We start from the raw sequence: 15651 nt of genomic DNA, 5'->3' as shown, positions 1-15651 counted from the left end.
GGAATACGAATCAGGTGCAGACCTTAACATGAGGAAGGGGTGCTGCGCTTTAAGCGGCCAGAAAGTAAGAAGCCTCCCAGCTGTCAGACTGGAAGGCTTCGCGGCGGTAGCTGCCTTTACCCTTGGTTGGTCGTTCCTGGCGGCTGCGGAACAGGGGTTGGGCGACGATGGATTTGGCCTTGTTGTGGCCATGTTTCGATGGCTTTTTACTCATGATGATTCTCTCGATTGAGTGAGGTTTTGCGCGGCAGATAATCTGCCGATCCAGAGCGTCTGTCTATAGGACCGACGGTGGGATGTTCTGTAGGAAATGGACTCGGTAAAAAAAACGGGATCACAGCGCGCGATCCCGGATTTCATTCGGCAGGCAACGTCAGGCGCTGACCAGCCATCAGCAGCGCCAACCGGCTCAGGCTCATCCACGGCGAGCCCGCCGCCTGGCCCTTGATCTGTGCATCGATGCGCTGGGCTTCGAGCAGCAACTGCGCCCAGCGTTGCGCCGAGTAGCGTTGCAAGGCCTTGCTCATCAGCGGTTTGCGCTTGTCCCAGACCGGCGGCTTGGCCTGACTGAAGCATTTGTCCAGCGGTGTGCCCTGGCTGTATTGCAACGAGATGTTGGCCAGCAGCCGTAACTCCCGAGCCAGGGCCCAGAGGATCACCGGCGGCTCGACCCCTTCACCGCGCAGCCCTTCGAGCATGCGCAGGGCGTGGGCCGGTTCGCCGTTGAGCACTGCATCGGTCAGGCCGAACACGTCGAAGCGCGCACTGTCGGCCACGGCCGCCTGTACGGTTTCGATGGTGATCTGCCCGCCCTCGGCCATCAGCTTGAGCTTTTCGATCTCTTGCGCAGCGGCGAGCAGGTTGCCTTCGACCCGCGCGGCAATCAGTTCGACTGCGTCCTGACTGGCCGACAAGCCGGCCTGGGACAGGCGCTGACGAATCCAGCTCGGCAGCTGGTTGGCGTCCACCGGCCAGATCTGTACGAACTGGGTCTGCTGACCCTCGACCAGCGCCTTGCCCCACTTGGTCTTCTGCGCGCTGCCGTCGAGCTTAGGCAGGCTGATCAGCAGTACCGTGTCTTCAGCCGGGCGCGAGCAATATTCGATCAGTGCGGCGGCGCCCTTGTCACCGGGCTTGCCCGAAGGCAGGCGCAGTTCCAGCAGGCGTTTTTCAGCGAACAGCGACATGCTGGCGCCGGCCTGCAGCAACGTCCCCCAATCGAAATTGGCGTCGGCGGCAAAGACCTGGCGTTCATCGAATCCTTGCTGGCGGGCAGCGGAGCGAATGGCGTCGGCGGCTTCCTGACACAGCAGTGGGTCATCGCCGCTGATGATGTAGACCGGCGCAAGAGCGCCTTGCAGGTGTTTGCCGAGTTGGGCGGGAGCGAGCTTCATAAGAGAGGGCGAACGGGGCGCCTGAGCGCCCCGAACGTCTTACTGCTGCGGCAGTTCGAGCGGCGACTGACGCGGGGTTTCCGCTTCAGCCTTCTGTGCCGCTTCGAGGGCGTCGGCCTCTGCCTTGGCACGGGCATTGGCGGTTTGCTGCAGAGCGTCCAGCTGTGCCGGCGTCAGCTGTTGCAGACGCAGCATCATGCGCTGTACCAGCTCGCGGCGGGTTTCACGGCGTGCATCGTTGGCTTCCTGGTCGGAACCCACCAGGTTGTTGCCGTCGTGGATGAACACTTTCTGCACTTCAAGCTTGTCGCTTTTGAGCAACAGGTCCTTTTCGCCGCGGATATCGTAGGTCAGCACGGTGCTCACCTGATATTCGCCAGTACGACCGGCGCCCGCGTAGCTGAGGATGCGCTGGCTTTCCTGCTCATCGGACAGGTAAAGCTTGTACGGCGCACCGGAAACGACCTTGACGCCGCTGGCCTCCAGCACCTGACGCAGTTGCGTCACGGTTTCGCCGTAGGCGTTGCGGGCGCTCAGATCGAGCTCCTTGATCGACAGTTCGTTGGTGCCGGTACCACGCAGCTGGAAACCGCAGGCGCTCAACAGGACGGCGAGGCCCATCATCAGCAGATTGCGTTTGATCATTGTGTTGCTCCCCTTGAAACCATGTGGGCCGACTCTGTGGCCCGAAAGGTTTTACTGGGCGTCAGGCACACCTGACGCCCGATCCAATTAGCTGGCGACGATATTGACCAGTTTCCCGGGCACTACGATCACTTTGCGAATCGTCAGGCCGTCAACGAAACGCAGTACGTTCTCGTTGGCACGGGCTGCCGCTTCGACTTCTTCACGGGTGGCGGCGGCCGGCATTTCGATCTGGCCACGCAGCTTGCCGTTGACCTGGATCACCAGGGTCAGGCTGTCCTGAACGAGTGCGCTTTCATCCACCACTGGCCAGCCGGCATCGATCACAGGATCGGCGTGGCCCAGTTGATTCCACAGTTCGTGGCAAATGTGCGGGGTGATCGGAGCCAGCAACAGCGTAACGGCTTCCAGACCTTCCTGAACCAGCGCGCGATCCTGTTCGGTGGATTGTGCTGCTTTTTCCAGCACGTTCATCAGCGTCATCACCTGGGCGATGGCGGTGTTGAATTTGTGGTTCTGGCCAACATCGTGGCTGGCCTGCTTGATGGCCTGGTGAATCGCGCGACGAACGGCTTTCTGCTCGTCGTTCAGGCCGGCGATGTCCAGTTTGCCCGGCAGGCCCTGAGTGACGTGGGCCTGAGCCAGACGCCAGACGCGCTTGAGGAAGCGGTGCGAACCTTCAACGCCGGAGTCGGACCACGCGGCGCTCATGTCGGGCGGCGAGGCGAACATCATGAACAGGCGGCAGGTGTCCGCGCCGAACTGGTCGATCATCGATTGAGGGTCGACGCCGTTGTTCTTCGACTTGGCCATTTTCTCGGTGCCGCCGATTTCCACCGGCAGACCGTCGGTTTTCAGTCTGGCGCTGGTGACGTTGCCCTTGCCGTCGCGTTCGAGATCGACGTCCGCCGGGTTGAACCAGGTGTAGGCGCCGTTGGCTTCGCGGCGATAGTAAGTCTCGGCAATCACCATGCCTTGAGTCAGCAGGTTCTTGAACGGCTCGTTGGAGCTCACGAGGCCTTCGTCGCGCATCAGCTTGTGGAAGAAACGCGCGTAGAGCAGGTGAAGAATGGCGTGTTCAATGCCGCCGATGTACTGATCCACCGGCAGCCAGTGGTCGGCCGCGGATTTTTCCACCAGACCGCCTTCGAAGTGCGGCGAGGCATAACGGGCGTAGTACCAGGACGACTCGACAAAGGTGTCCATGGTGTCGGTTTCACGCTTGGCAGGCTGGCCGCATTTCGGGCAGCTGCACTCGTAGAACTCGGGCATGCGCGCCAGCGGCGAACCGGCGCCGTCCGGCACCACGTCTTCCGGCAGGACGACAGGCAATTGATCTTCCGGCACCGGCACGTCACCGCAGGCATCGCAGTGGATGATCGGGATCGGGCAGCCCCAGTAGCGCTGGCGGCTGATGCCCCAGTCGCGCAGGCGGAACTGGGTGCGCGAGGCGCCCAACTCTTTCTTGATCAGGGCGACTTCCATGGCGTCGAACGCGCCAGCGAAGTCCAGGCCGTCGAACTCGCCGGAGTTGATCAGCGTGCCGTGCTCGCCGTAGGCGTCTTGCCATGGCGCCGGGTTGGTTTCACCGGAGCTGGTGCGAACCACCGATTTGACCGGCAGGTTGTACTTGTGGGCGAACTCGAAGTCGCGCTCGTCGTGCGCCGGCACAGCCATGACCGCGCCGTCGCCGTAGTGCATCAGTACATAGTTGGCGACCCACACCGGCAGTTTTTCGCCGGTCAGCGGGTGCTCGACGAACAGCCCGGTCGGCAGGCCTTTCTTCTCTTGAGTGGCGACGTCGGCTTCGGCGACGCTGCCGCCCTTGCATTCGGCGATGAACGCTTGCAGCTCAGGGTTGTTCTTCGCGGCGAGAGCGGCCAGGTGGTGCTCGGCAGCCACGGCGACATAAGTCGCGCCCATCAAGGTGTCCGGACGGGTGGTGAAGACTTTCAGGGTGCCGGTTTCGCCGATCGAGTCAACGTTGTACGGGAACTGCACTTCCATCCCGCGCGACTTGCCGATCCAGTTGCGCTGCATGGTCTTGACCTGCTCGGGCCAGCCGGTCAGTTCGTCGAGGCTCTCCAGCAGCTCATCCGCGTAGGCGGTGATCTTGAAGTAGTACATCGGAATTTCGCGCTTTTCGATCAGCGCGCCGGAACGCCAGCCGCGACCGTCGATCACCTGTTCGTTGGCCAGAACGGTCTGGTCGATCGGGTCCCAGTTCACGGTGCCGTTCTTGCGATAGATCACGCCTTTTTCGAACAGGCGAGTGAACAGCCATTGTTCCCAGCGGTAGTAATCCGGTTTGCAGGTGGTGACTTCGCGCGACCAGTCCACCGCCAGGCCCAGGCTGCGCAGCTGGGATTTCATGTAGGCGATGTTTTCGTAGGTCCACTTGGCCGGGGCCACGTTGTTCTTCATCGCGGCGTTTTCCGCCGGCATGCCGAAGGCGTCCCAACCCATCGGTTGCAGAACGTTCTTGCCGAGCATGCGCTGGTAGCGGGAGATCACGTCGCCGATGGTGTAGTTGCGCACGTGCCCCATGTGTAGCTTGCCGCTGGGGTAAGGGAACATCGACAGGCAGTAGTAGGTTTCCTTGCCTGGCTGTTCACTGACTTCAAAGGACTTTTGCTCGTCCCAGAACGATTGGGCGGCGGCTTCGATTTCACGGGGCTGATATTGTTCGTGCATGGCTACTTTTGTACTGGATAGGGGTGGCCTAATCCTCTTCAATGCGACGTCCCGGGCATGTCGGACGAGCTGGAAGTGGAGTTACAGGAAGCGCCGTAGCATACATGACCGCGCTTGGCCTAGGGAAACCCTGATTGCAGCCGTTTGACCGGCCGAAATTGCGGCGAGGGCCGTTGGTCGCGGCACGCAGCCGGTTTGTGCAGCGAAGCTAAGCTCTAACTGGGGAGTGAGTCTTATCTTCAATGAGGTGAGGGATGGTGGAGTCACAGCAAAAAAACGTTACCAAACCCGAGTTGTACGAGCGGTTGATCGATCGTCTTGGGATGGCCCTGGACGCGGCAAAAACCGCTGGAAGGCTGCGCGACGAGCGCCCCCTGGAGCTGGAATTGCGTGGCTTGAGTCCCGCCGAGTTCAAACTGGTCAAGGCCTATCTGGATCGCAGTGAGCGTGAAACCCACGGATACCTGTCACAAGCAGTGAAACAGCTCGATGCTGCCCATTCGGCCAAGGTCATCTGGCTCAAGGACAAGGCACCCGGCAGAGACGCCGTCAAAGTGCGGACTCTGCAGGCCAAGTAAACGCATGGCAGGTCAAAAAGCGGATCTTTTTCAACGGGATCCGACCCTACTGGTTGTCGCGCTGTATCAACCCACTTAGGCTTCGGGCATCTCTGGAGATGCTCGATGCCTTTTCGTTATTTCATTAAACAACTTCTATTGCCGCCAGGCCTTCTTTTGCTGCTGTTGCTGGCGGCCTGGTGGCTGCGTCGCTCGCGGCCACGGCTGGCCGGGCTGTGCTTTGCCCTGGGTTTTGGCGGCTTCTTGCTGATGAGTCTGCCGGTGGTCGTGCAGTGGGGCGCCAAAGCTCTGGAACGTGAGCCGCCGCTGGCCCGGGAAGCATGGGCAAGCCTGGCGCAGCGCGCCGATGCGATTGTGGTGCTGGGCTCAGGACGCGAGCGCGGCGATCTGGCCTGGGGCGAAGATCAGCCGACCGGTGTTGGACTGGAGCGCCAACGTTACGCGGCGCGACTGGCCAAGGCGTCGGGGTTACCGATTCTGACCAGTGGTGGCCTGCATTACGGTACGCCGCCGACCGAGGCGAAGCTGATGGCGGATTCGCTACGCGATGACTTCGGCGTGACCGTGCGCTGGCAGGAAGGGGAAAGCCGAACCACGTGGGAAAACGCCGAATTCAGCGCCAAAGTGCTGTTGCCGGAAGGCGTCAAACGCATCGTGCTGGTGACCCAGGCCTGGCACATGCCGCGAGCGGTGTGGAGTTATCAACAGGCTGGATTTGAAGTGGTGCCGGCGCCGGTCGGTTTCCTCGGCACGGACAATGCACGACCGTTCGGCGGCTGGCTGCCGGAATTCAAGTCGATCTGGCAGAGCGGGCAATTGATGAACGAGGCGGTGGGGCAAATCGGCTATTCGCTGTTCTATCGAAGGGATGACCGCGCCGAATGATCACTCCCGCGCAAGACGCGGGAGTGAACAGGTTTTCAGAGCGTCTTGGACATCCGGTTGGTCATCAGCGCCCAGCCGAACAGCACCACGCACAGGATGATCAGCGGCCACGAGCGCCATTGCAGATACGGCGTCAGGTTGTGCATCGGCACCACTTCGCCGTAGAGCACGCCCTGTTCGAACTGCGGAATTCGTTCGGTGATCTGGCCGAACGGATTGATCAACCCGGTCACGCCGTTGTTGGTCGCGCGAATCATCCAGCGTCCGGCTTCAAGCGCGCGCATCTGCGCCATTTGCAGGTGTTGCAGCGGGCCGATCGACGTACCGAACCAGGTGTCGTTGCTGATCGTCAGCAGCAGATCGCTGCGTGCCGCCAGGCCTGCGGCGAATTCCGGATACACCACTTCGTAGCAGATGAACGGCGCGATCTGGTAGCCCTTCGCTTGCAACAGCGCCTGATCGGCAGGGCCGCGGGCGAAGTCGGACATCGGCAGGTCGAAGAACGCGATCAGCCCGCGCAGGATGTCCTGCAACGGTACGTATTCGCCGAACGGCACCAGTTTCTGCTTCAGATAAGTGCCATCGCCTTCGCCGACTACGGTGATGCCGTTGAAGAAGCGTTTTTCGTGACGGACCATTTCGCGGATCGGCACGCCGGTGATCAGCGCCGATTTACGCTCGGCGGCGAAGTTGCCCATCATGGTCAGGTAGCCCTCGGCTGACTCCTTGAGCACCGGCACGGCGGTTTCCGGCCAGATCAAAAGATCCACCGGTTTGGAGCGGAAACTCAGATCGCGGTACAGCGCCAGTTGCGCGTTGAGCTCGGCCGGGTCCCATTTCATGCTTTGCGCGACGTTGCCCTGGATGGCGGCAACGGTCAGCGGCGCGCCGGCCGGGCTGGTCCAGGTATGGCCCTTGAGCGCAATGCCCGCCGCCCACGGCCCGATCAGCAATACCAGGCCGGCAGCGATGAAGGCTTTGCGGCGGGTTTGCAGCAGGCGCGGTGCGTTGTAGATCAGTGCAGCGGTCAGTGCGAGGACGAACGACACCAGCCACATGCCGCCCACCGGCGCGAGTCCGGCCAACGGGCCATCGAGCTGGCTGTAACCGGAATACAGCCACGGAAAACCGGTGAGGAACCAGCCGCGGAAAGCTTCCTGGCCTACCCATAGCGCCGCAAATGCAAGGGCGTCGGCCACTGGCGCTTCATTACGCCGCAACCAGCGCGCCCACAGCCACGCAGGCAGAGCGAAGAACCAGGCAATGGCCGCCGTGAAGATCAGCATCAGGAAACCGGCCAGCAGCACCGAAGCGCCGCCGAAATGGTGGATGCTGTAATAGATCCAGCTGGTGCCGGCGCCAAACAGGCCGAAACCGAAGCACCAGCCACGACCCAGTGCCTGACGCGGGCTCAGCTCGCGCAGGCCCGCGTAAAACAGGCCGACCGCCAGCAACGCCAGCGGCCAGAGATCGAACGGTGCGAGAGCGAAGGTGGTGATTGCACCGGCCGCCACGGCCAGCAGGTTACCGGGCCAGCCGGGGCGGGTTGTCCAGCGCATTTCAGTCCTTAGAATTAACGAGCAATGGGCGTCAGTCGCAGCAAATGAATCCGACGGCTGTCGGCGTTCAGGATGCGGAAACGATAGGCGCCGATTTCAGTGATTTCGTTGCGTTTTGGCAAGTGCCCGAACGCGCTCATCACCAGCCCGCCGACGGTGTCGAACTCATCGTCGGAGAATTCGCTGTCGAAGAACTCGTTGAAGTTCTCGATCGGCGTCAGGGCCTTGATCAGGAAATCACCGCTGGGCAGCGGCTTGATGTAGCTGTCTTCTTCGACGTCGTGCTCGTCTTCGATGTCGCCGACGATTTGCTCGAGCACGTCTTCGATGGTCACCAGACCGGCCACACCGCCGTATTCGTCGATGACGATGGCCATGTGGTTGTGGTTGGCGCGGAACTCACGCAGCAACACGTTCAGGCGCTTGGACTCCGGCACGAAGGTGGCCGGGCGCAGCAGGTCCTTGATGTTGAAGCTGTCGCCGTTCTCCTTGAGGATCAGCGGCAGCAGATCCTTGGCCAGCAGCACGCCCATCACGTCGTCATGGCTTTCGCCGATGACCGGGTAGCGCGAGTGGGCCGAGTCGACCACGGCGGGGAGGAATTCGCGGGGTGTCTGGGTCGCCTTGATGCTGATCATCTGCGAGCGCGGCACCATGATGTCGCGAACCTGCAGGTCAGCCACCTGGATGGCGCCTTCGACGATGGCCAGCGCTTCGCTGTCCAGCAGTTTGTTCTGATGTGCATCGCGCAGAAGCTCAAGCAGCTCCTGGCGGTTCTTCGGCTCGTGGGCAAAAGCCTGGGTCAGTTTACCCAGCCATGACTTTTGCCCGTTGCTCGATCGATCTTCGCTCATAGCGATTACTCTGAATCCTTTGTCGTAACAGTAGGGGATGTTTCGGTTTCGTCGTCCGCGTACGGATCGGGATAACCCAGTTCGGCAAGCAACTCGCGTTCCAGTGCTTCCATTTCCTCGGCTTCCTCGTCATCTATATGGTCGTAACCCAGCAGATGCAAGCAGCCGTGAATGACCAGATGTGCCCAGTGGGCCTTTAGTTCCTTGCCCTGATCGGCGGCTTCGCGCTCGACCACGGCCACGCAGATCACCAGATCGCCCAGCAATGGAATGTCGAGAAACTCGTCAGGCACTTCGGCGGGAAAGGACAGGACGTTGGTCGCGTAATCCTTGTGCCGCCAGGTGTGATTCAGTTCGCGGCCTTCTTCCTCGTCGACCAGACGAATGGTCATTTCCGAGTCGGCTGTGCGCTGGCGCAGGGCCAGTTCGCACCATTGGCGGAACTCGGCTTCGGACGGCGCAGACGCTTCGGTCGCGATTTGCAGGTCAAGCTCAAGCATCGTGGCGAGTGTCCTTTGGCGCTTCGTCGGCCAAGCGCGTCTCGAAGCGCTCGTAGGCTTCGACGATGCGTTGCACCAATGGATGGCGCACCACGTCTTTGGGCTGGAAGTGCGTGAAGCTGATACCCGGCACATCCTTCAGGACTTCGATGACGTGATGAAGTCCTGACTTGGTGCCGCGCGGCAGGTCGACCTGGGTGATGTCGCCGGTAATCACGGCCGTAGAGCCGAAACCGATCCGGGTCAGGAACATCTTCATCTGCTCGACGGTGGTGTTCTGGCTCTCGTCGAGAATGATGAAGCTGTTGTTCAGCGTGCGACCGCGCATGTAGGCCAGCGGCGCGACTTCGATCACCTGACGCTCGATCAGCTTGGCCACGTATTCGAAGCCGAGCATTTCATAGAGCGCGTCGTAGAGCGGGCGCAGGTAAGGGTCGATCTTCTGCGACAGGTCGCCGGGCAGGAAGCCGAGTTTTTCACCCGCTTCGACCGCCGGACGCACCAGCAGGATGCGCCGGATCTGCTCGCGCTCCAGGGCATCGACGGCGCAGGCCACGGCCAGATAGGTCTTGCCGGTACCGGCCGGGCCGATGCCGAAGTTGATGTCGTTGCCAAGGATTTCTTTCACATAGCGCAGCTGATTCAGGCCGCGTGGGCGAATCATGCCCTTCTTGGTGCGCAGGGCGACGGAGGCTTCGGCGGGGGCGTGGTTGTCCAACTGCTCGACGGCCGATTCCTGGAGGAACAGGTGCACCGTATCCGGCGACAGCTCTGAACCCTTGGTTTCCCGGTACAGGCGGCGAATCAGGTTTTCCGCGGAAGTGGTGTGCTTGGGTTCGCCGATCAGCTCGAACTGATTGCCGCGGTTGCGGATCTCGATGGCCAGGCGCTGTTCGATCAGCCGCAGGTGCTCGTCGAACTGCCCGCACAGATTGGCGAAGCGGCGAGCCTCAAAGGGCTCGAGGATAAAACGATGTGGTTCGATGGGTGCGTTCAAGGTCGTATTTAGCCGCCCTGGGGCAATTAGGATGAAATCAAGGATAACGCCAGCGGCGTGGGTGCGAAAGCTCTTAAAAAGCCTTGCATCGATTCAGCCGTCTGGCGGGGTCTCCTTGCGGTGTTACTGGATCAGCGAGCCGCGCAGCGAGTGCGGTTGCGCCGCGTCGATGTGCACGTCGGCGAACTGGCCGATCAGTGTGGGATTGTCGCAGCGGAAGTTGACGATACGGTTATTCTCGGTGCGCCCTTGCAGCTCGCCCGGGTCTTTCTTCGAATAATCGGTCACCAGAATCCGCTGGACCGAACCGACCATTTGTCGGCTGATCTCGAACCCTTGCTGGTTCAAACGATGCTGCAATGCGTTCAGGCGTTCTTTCTTCAGTTCTTCCGGGGTGTCGTCGGCCAGATCGGCGGCTGGAGTGCCCGGGCGCTGGCTATAGACGAACGAGTAGGAAAAGTCGAAACCGACGTCGGCAATCAGCTTCATGGTCTGTTCGAAATCTTTCTCGGTTTCCCCCGGGAAGCCGACGATGAAGTCCGAACTGATGCAGATGCCCGGTACGGCGGCGCGCAATTTGCGCAGCTTGGATTTGTATTCCAGCGCCGTGTGGTTGCGTTTCATCGCGGCCAGGATCCGGTCCGAACCCGACTGCACCGGCAAGTGCAGGTGCTTGACCAGTTCCGGCACTTCGGCGTGGGCCTGGATCAGGCTGTCGGAGAACTCCAGCGGGTGCGAGGTGGTGTAGCGGATGCGGTCGATGCCGTCGACTGCCGCGACGACGCGGATCAGTTCCGCCAGGTCCGCCAGGCGACCATCGTGGGTCAGGCCGCGATAGCCGTTGACGTTCTGCCCCAGCAGGGTCACTTCACGCACGCCGTGTTCGGCCAGGTGGATGATCTCGGCGATCACGTCGTCGAACGGCCGGCTGACTTCTTCGCCGCGGGTGTAAGGCACCACGCAGAAGGTGCAGTACTTGCTGCAGCCTTCCATCACTGACACATAGGCGCTCGGGCCGTCGATGCGCGGCTCGGGCAGATGGTCGAATTTTTCGATTTCCGGGAACGAGACGTCGACTTGCGGCAGCTTGCTGATGCGCGCGGCGTCGATCATTTCCGGCAGACGGTGCAGGGTCTGCGGTCCGAACACCACGTCGACGTACGGGGCGCGATCACGGATCGCCGCGCCTTCCTGGCTAGCCACGCAACCGCCAACGGCGATCACCATGTCCGGGTTGGCCAGTTTCAGTTCGCGCCAGCGGCCGAGCTGGGAATACACCCGGTCCTGGGCGCGTTCGCGGATCGAGCAGGTGTTGAGCAGAATCACGTCGGCATCTTCGGCGCGCGCCGTGACTTCCAGGGCCTGGTGTTCGCCCAGCAGATCGACCATGCGCGAGCTGTCGTACTCGTTCATCTGGCAACCGTGGGTTTCGATGTAAAGCTTCTTGGCCATGGAATAGGGTCGTCACGTGGTTCAAAGAACCGCGCATTATAGGGAACATGTCCCCAGGTTCCTACCGCTGTGCGTCCGGTGGCTATGCTATAGTTCGCGCCCTCATTTTTACCCCGATGCTGTCTGCCCGCCATGACCAAACGCGAAGCTCCAATCTACAAGGTGATTTTCCTCAACCAGGGCCAGGTGTTCGAAATGTACGCCAAGCAGATCTATCAAAGTGATCTGTGGGGCTTTCTGGAAGTGGAAGAGTTCGTCTTTGGCGAGCGCACGCAAGTGGTCGTCGACCCGAGCGAAGAAAAGCTCAAGGCGCAGTTCGAAGGCGTGGTGCGCAGCTTTGTGCCGATGCACTCGATCGTGCGCATCGACGAGGTCGAGCGACTGGGGACGCCGAAGATCAGCGAAGCCCGTGGCGGCGTTGGCAACGTGATGCCGTTTCCGGTGCCGATGCCCGAGAAGTAAAACCGGACTTTATGGAAGTGATCGTTCCCATGCTCTGCGTGGGAATGCCGCCTTCGACGCTCCGCGTCGGTGACGCAAAGCGCGAGAACTATCGTTAGTCAGGGCAGGGGCGAAAACGGTGTACGCCCGTCGGCGCTCTGCAGTTCCATCAGGTATTTACGGAAAATTTGCCCGAGCACCTGGGTCGCGGTTTCGAGATCTTCGCGGGGCATTTTTTCGGCCACTTCGTCAGCCGTGTCCAATGCCTCTTCAGCACCGTTGACCGCCGCCATCTTCAGCACGATGTAGGCCTGAATGTTGTTGGCCTGCACGCCTTCACCGTGGAAGAACATGGTGCCGAGCTTGAATTGCGCCTGGGCGTGGCCTTGCAGCGAGGCCTTTTCGAAATAGCTCAGGGCTTGATTGAGGTCGCGCGGCGCATTCTTGCCGTCGTAGTAGAACTCACCCAACTCGTATTGCGCTTGCGCATCCCCCTCATCCGCTGCCTTTTGGCAGGCGGCGAGGGCCTGCGTGACATCTTGCGGCTGAGTATTGAGGGTGCAGCGACCCATCGCCGGGATCAACAACGAGTTGCCGCCTGCTTGTGCATGTGCGAGCAGCGGCTGAAGGAGCAACAGGCAGCCCAAGGCAAGGGTGCGGCCGGTGCGGTTCATGGGAATCGACTTACCTCTGAAGGGCGCGCGGACCCGTCGAGGGATCCAATAAGCGCGCATTATGAAATAAGCAGGGCCATCCTTACAAAGTCTTTACTCGATTTTCTGCTGCGCGGGAAATATATCGCCCACTTTATGAGAGATTTTTGGCAGGCGTGTCGGAAAAGGCGTGCGGATGTAGGAGAACGCTGACGCTGGCAATGGCCAACGTCAGCGGCGGGGCGTTTTACTTCAACCTGGCGAAGGCGCGCTCGGCGGCGTCGAGGGTCAGTTTCAGCTCGGCTTCGCCATGGGCGATCGAGGTGAAACCGGCCTCGAAGGCGCTCGGCGCCAGGTACACGCCACCTTCCAGCATCAGGTGGAAGAAGCGGCCGAACAGCGCTGCATCGCTGGCCATCACGTCTTCAAACGTAACAATGTCGTCGGCACCGCTGAAGTACAGACCGAACATGCCGCCCGCCTGGGTGGTCACGAACGGAATGCCGGCGGCATCGGCGCGCTGTTGCAGGCCGTCGAGCAGGCGCGTGGTGTAGTCGGTCAGCTCGGCGTGGAAGCCCGGACGGCTGATCAGGCGCAGGGTGGTCAGGCCGGCGGCCATCGCCAGCGGGTTGCCCGACAGGGTGCCTGCCTGATAGACCGGGCCCAGCGGCGCGATGCGCTCCATGATCGAGCGCTTGCCGCCGAAACAGCCGACCGGCATGCCGCCACCAATGATTTTGCCGAAGGTGGTCAGGTCCGGGGTTACGCCGTAGTAGGCCTGGGCACCGCCGAGGGCGACGCGGAAACCGGTCATCACTTCGTCGAAAATCAGCACCACGCCGTGCTTGTCGCACAGGCTGCGCAGGCCTTCGAGGAAACCCGGCGCCGGCGGTACGCAGTTCATGTTGCCGGCCACTGGCTCGACGATGATGCACGCCACGTCCTGACCGACTTCGGCGAGCATTTTTTCAACCGCGTCGATGTCGTTGAACGGCAGGGTCAGGGTGTGTTTGGCGAACGCTGCCGGCACACCGGCCGAACTCGGTACGCCCTGGGTCAGTGCGCCGGAACCGGCCTTGACCAGCAGACTGTCGGAGTGGCCGTGGTAGCAGCCTTCGAACTTGATGATGCTGTCACGGCCGGTGAAACCACGGGCCAGACGGATCGCACTCATGGTCGCTTCGGTGCCGGAGCTGACCATGCGCACCATCTCCATCGATGGCACCAGCGAGCAGACCAGATCGGCCATCTCGGTTTCCATCGCGGTCGGCGCGCCGTAGGACAGGCCGTGTTGCAACTGGTTGCGCACCGCATCCAGCACGTCCGGGTGGCTGTGGCCGAGGATCATCGGACCCCAGGAGCCGACGTAATCCACATAACGCTTGTCGTCTTCGTCAGTGACGTAGGCGCCTTCGGCGTGCTTGAAGAACAGCGGCGTGCCGCCAACGCTCTTGAACGCGCGAACCGGCGAGTTCACGCCACCGGGAATGTGTTTCTGGGCGTTGGCAAACAGGGTTTCGGAACGAGACATGATCGGGCTCTCAGACTTTTAGTAATTCATTGAAGGCGCGGGCGCGGCGGGTCACTTCGGCGCTGCTGTCGGCGCCGAACAGGCCATGGACCACGGCCAGCAGATCGACACCGTGGGCCACCAGTGGCGCAGCGTTGTCGAGGGTGATGCCGCCGATCGCGCAGATCGGCAGGTGCAGGGTGCGTTTGGCCTCGTCGAGCAGATCGAGGCTGCAACTCGGTGCACCGGGTTTGGTACTGGAATTGAAGAAGCGACCGAAGGCGACGTAACTCGCACCTTCCTTGGCGGCCTGTTCGGCCAGTTCAAGCTGCGCGTGGCAGGTCGAACCGATGATCGCCTTGGAACCGAGCAGGGCGCGGGTCGGCGACAGCGGGCCGTCGGTCTGGCCAAGGTGCACGCCGACGTTCAGGCGCGCGGCCAGTTCGGCATCATCGTTGATGATCAGTTGCGTCTTGTAGCGCTCGCACAGATCGCGCAGGGCTTCGGCCTCACGCAGACGGCGGGCCTCGTCGCTGGTCTTGTCGCGGTATTGCAGCAGGGTGACGCCGCCTTCCAGCGCCGCCTCCACGTAGGACAGAAACTTGCCGGCCAGCAACTGGCTGTCGGTGATGGCATACAGGCCACGTAGTTTCATCGCGCAGACCTCAGGCTCGAAACATCAGGAACAGAAATCCAGCGGCAGACGACGCGGCACGAACTGGCCTTTGCCCAGCTGTTCGGCATCGCGCAGGGTGCGCCAGGTGTAATCCAGCGCAGTACGCACCGCGCTGGCGAGGTTTTCGCCCAGTGCCAGGCGGCCGGCGAGGGTGCTGGCCAGGGTGCAGCCGGAACCGTGATAGCTGCCGGGCAGGCGCTGGCACTTGAAGGTTTCGCGCAGGCCGTCGCGGCTGTACAGGCGGTTGTGGATTTCGGTTTCGTCGCCGTGACCGCCGGTGATCAGCAGGTTCTTGATGAACGGCAGGAGTTTTTCAGCGCACTCGTCCGCGGTGCCTTCCGGCAGTTCGGCAAGGATCCGGGCTTCGGGAAGGTTGGGGGTGGCGATGATCGACAGCGGCAGCAGGCGTTCGCGCATGGCGTAGCCGACTTCGTCCTTGCCCAGGCGTCCGCCGCCGCCGGCACGCAGCACCGGGTCGCAGACCACTGGCAAGTGCGGATGCGCCTCGAGCAGTTCGACGACGGTGTCGACCATTTCCAGGGAACCGAGCATGCCCAGTTTCACCGCCGCGACTTCGGAGTCGTTGAGCACGGCATTGGCCTGGGCCAGTACCCACTCACGGTCGAGGACGCGAAAGTCAGTGACGTTGACGGTGTCTTGCACGGTCAGGGCGGTGACGGCCGGAGCCGCATGGCAACCCTGAGCGAGCAGGGCTTCGATATCTGCCTGCAGGCCGGCGCCACCACTGGGGTCGTGGCCGGAGAGACAGAGGACAACGGGGCGTGAGCTGTAGATATTCATGGTGCGCGAGCT

General features: G+C 61.7%; 16 protein-coding genes. 3 read left to right on the top strand and 13 right to left on the bottom strand.

Annotated elements, in window-relative coordinates; genetic code table 11:
* Window positions 1–49: 49 nt before the first annotated feature.
* From arfA to leuS, 4 genes are all read right to left on the bottom strand, one after another.
* Window positions 50–214, bottom strand: a complete 165-nt coding sequence (gene arfA / locus BMZ46_RS26425; RefSeq protein WP_007958672.1) for an alternative ribosome rescue factor ArfA — start codon at window positions 212–214, stop codon at window positions 50–52.
* Between the two features lie 142 nt (window positions 215–356).
* Window positions 357–1394: a DNA polymerase III subunit delta gene (gene holA / locus BMZ46_RS26420; RefSeq protein ID WP_039771848.1), complete on the bottom strand. Its 1038-nt coding sequence runs from the start codon at window positions 1392–1394 to the stop codon at window positions 357–359.
* Window positions 1395–1433: 39 nt separating this feature from the next.
* Window positions 1434–2039 (bottom strand): LPS-assembly lipoprotein LptE, encoded by a 606-nt coding sequence (lptE, locus tag BMZ46_RS26415; RefSeq protein WP_074691575.1) that lies wholly within the window; start codon window positions 2037–2039, stop codon window positions 1434–1436.
* An 87-nt stretch (window positions 2040–2126) separates the two neighbouring features.
* Entirely contained in the window at window positions 2127–4733 is a 2607-nt protein-coding gene (gene leuS, locus BMZ46_RS26410; RefSeq protein WP_039771845.1) for a leucine--tRNA ligase, read from the bottom strand.
* Between the two features lie 254 nt (window positions 4734–4987).
* Here leuS and BMZ46_RS26405 point away from each other — a divergent pair, with 254 nt between their 5' ends.
* A complete protein-coding gene (locus BMZ46_RS26405) occupies window positions 4988–5311 on the top strand; it encodes a hypothetical protein (protein ID WP_039771843.1) in 324 nt (107 codons plus the stop codon).
* A gap of 105 nt (window positions 5312–5416) precedes the next feature.
* Entirely contained in the window at window positions 5417–6196 is a 780-nt protein-coding gene (locus BMZ46_RS26400; protein ID WP_074691573.1) for a YdcF family protein, read from the top strand.
* Between the two features lie 35 nt (window positions 6197–6231).
* On the opposite strand, the gene lnt is transcribed toward BMZ46_RS26400, so the two are convergent.
* From lnt to miaB, 5 genes are all read right to left on the bottom strand, one after another.
* A complete protein-coding gene (lnt, locus tag BMZ46_RS26395) occupies window positions 6232–7755 on the bottom strand; it encodes an apolipoprotein N-acyltransferase (protein WP_074691571.1) in 1524 nt (507 codons plus the stop codon).
* Between the two features lie 14 nt (window positions 7756–7769).
* Window positions 7770–8609, bottom strand: coding sequence for an HlyC/CorC family transporter (locus tag BMZ46_RS26390; protein WP_007909641.1), 840 nt, complete (start codon window positions 8607–8609; stop codon window positions 7770–7772).
* Window positions 8610–8614: 5 nt separating this feature from the next.
* Window positions 8615–9109 (bottom strand): rRNA maturation RNase YbeY, encoded by a 495-nt coding sequence (gene ybeY / locus BMZ46_RS26385; RefSeq protein WP_074691569.1) that lies wholly within the window; start codon window positions 9107–9109, stop codon window positions 8615–8617.
* On the bottom strand, window positions 9102–10106 hold the full coding sequence (locus BMZ46_RS26380) for a PhoH family protein (RefSeq protein WP_011336084.1): 1005 nt from the start codon (window positions 10104–10106) through the stop codon (window positions 9102–9104). The genes ybeY and BMZ46_RS26380 overlap by 8 nt, the downstream gene beginning before the upstream one ends.
* Window positions 10107–10229: 123 nt before the next feature.
* Entirely contained in the window at window positions 10230–11558 is a 1329-nt protein-coding gene (miaB, locus tag BMZ46_RS26375) for a tRNA (N6-isopentenyl adenosine(37)-C2)-methylthiotransferase MiaB (protein ID WP_074691567.1), read from the bottom strand.
* Between the two features lie 132 nt (window positions 11559–11690).
* On the opposite strand from miaB, the gene BMZ46_RS26370 reads away from it, so the two are divergent.
* Window positions 11691–12020 (top strand): DUF1820 family protein, encoded by a 330-nt coding sequence (locus tag BMZ46_RS26370; protein ID WP_007958692.1) that lies wholly within the window; start codon window positions 11691–11693, stop codon window positions 12018–12020.
* Window positions 12021–12118: 98 nt separating this feature from the next.
* On the opposite strand, the gene BMZ46_RS26365 is transcribed toward BMZ46_RS26370, so the two are convergent.
* From BMZ46_RS26365 to BMZ46_RS26350, 4 genes are all read right to left on the bottom strand, one after another.
* Window positions 12119–12673, bottom strand: a complete 555-nt coding sequence (locus BMZ46_RS26365) for a tetratricopeptide repeat protein (RefSeq protein ID WP_039771834.1) — start codon at window positions 12671–12673, stop codon at window positions 12119–12121.
* A gap of 226 nt (window positions 12674–12899) precedes the next feature.
* On the bottom strand, window positions 12900–14183 hold the full coding sequence (gene hemL / locus BMZ46_RS26360) for a glutamate-1-semialdehyde 2,1-aminomutase (RefSeq protein WP_007958695.1): 1284 nt from the start codon (window positions 14181–14183) through the stop codon (window positions 12900–12902).
* Between the two features lie 10 nt (window positions 14184–14193).
* Window positions 14194–14817 carry a thiamine phosphate synthase gene (gene thiE, locus BMZ46_RS26355; protein WP_074691565.1) on the bottom strand — a complete coding sequence of 208 codons (624 nt, stop codon included), beginning with the start codon at window positions 14815–14817 and terminating at the stop codon, window positions 14194–14196.
* 24 nt (window positions 14818–14841) lie between these two features.
* Window positions 14842–15639, bottom strand: coding sequence for a hydroxymethylpyrimidine/phosphomethylpyrimidine kinase (locus BMZ46_RS26350; protein WP_074691689.1), 798 nt, complete (start codon window positions 15637–15639; stop codon window positions 14842–14844).
* Window positions 15640–15651 lie beyond the last annotated feature (12 nt).

This window comes from Pseudomonas sp. NFIX49 (genome assembly GCF_900115915.1).
GTDB classification, from domain to species: domain Bacteria; phylum Pseudomonadota; class Gammaproteobacteria; order Pseudomonadales; family Pseudomonadaceae; genus Aquipseudomonas; species Aquipseudomonas pharyngis.
This window is presented reverse-complemented; position numbering and strand designations above follow the sequence as displayed.

Coding starts and splice junctions, on each gene's coding strand:
- ybeY (WP_074691569.1), bottom strand. CDS start 9,109: ATGCTTGAGCTTGACCTGCAAATCGCGACCGAAGCGTCTGCGCCGTCC.
- BMZ46_RS26365 (WP_039771834.1), bottom strand. CDS start 12,673: ATGAACCGCACCGGCCGCACCCTTGCCTTGGGCTGCCTGTTGCTCCTT.
- leuS (WP_039771845.1), bottom strand. CDS start 4,733: ATGCACGAACAATATCAGCCCCGTGAAATCGAAGCCGCCGCCCAATCG.
- BMZ46_RS26390 (WP_007909641.1), bottom strand. CDS start 8,609: ATGAGCGAAGATCGATCGAGCAACGGGCAAAAGTCATGGCTGGGTAAA.
- BMZ46_RS26405 (WP_039771843.1), top strand. CDS start 4,988: ATGGTGGAGTCACAGCAAAAAAACGTTACCAAACCCGAGTTGTACGAG.
- BMZ46_RS26400 (WP_074691573.1), top strand. CDS start 5,417: ATGCCTTTTCGTTATTTCATTAAACAACTTCTATTGCCGCCAGGCCTT.
- BMZ46_RS26370 (WP_007958692.1), top strand. CDS start 11,691: ATGACCAAACGCGAAGCTCCAATCTACAAGGTGATTTTCCTCAACCAG.
- miaB (WP_074691567.1), bottom strand. CDS start 11,558: ATGGCCAAGAAGCTTTACATCGAAACCCACGGTTGCCAGATGAACGAG.
- arfA (WP_007958672.1), bottom strand. CDS start 214: ATGAGTAAAAAGCCATCGAAACATGGCCACAACAAGGCCAAATCCATC.
- lptE (WP_074691575.1), bottom strand. CDS start 2,039: ATGATCAAACGCAATCTGCTGATGATGGGCCTCGCCGTCCTGTTGAGC.
- thiE (WP_074691565.1), bottom strand. CDS start 14,817: ATGAAACTACGTGGCCTGTATGCCATCACCGACAGCCAGTTGCTGGCC.
- hemL (WP_007958695.1), bottom strand. CDS start 14,183: ATGTCTCGTTCCGAAACCCTGTTTGCCAACGCCCAGAAACACATTCCC.
- holA (WP_039771848.1), bottom strand. CDS start 1,394: ATGAAGCTCGCTCCCGCCCAACTCGGCAAACACCTGCAAGGCGCTCTT.
- BMZ46_RS26350 (WP_074691689.1), bottom strand. CDS start 15,639: ATGAATATCTACAGCTCACGCCCCGTTGTCCTCTGTCTCTCCGGCCAC.
- lnt (WP_074691571.1), bottom strand. CDS start 7,755: ATGCGCTGGACAACCCGCCCCGGCTGGCCCGGTAACCTGCTGGCCGTG.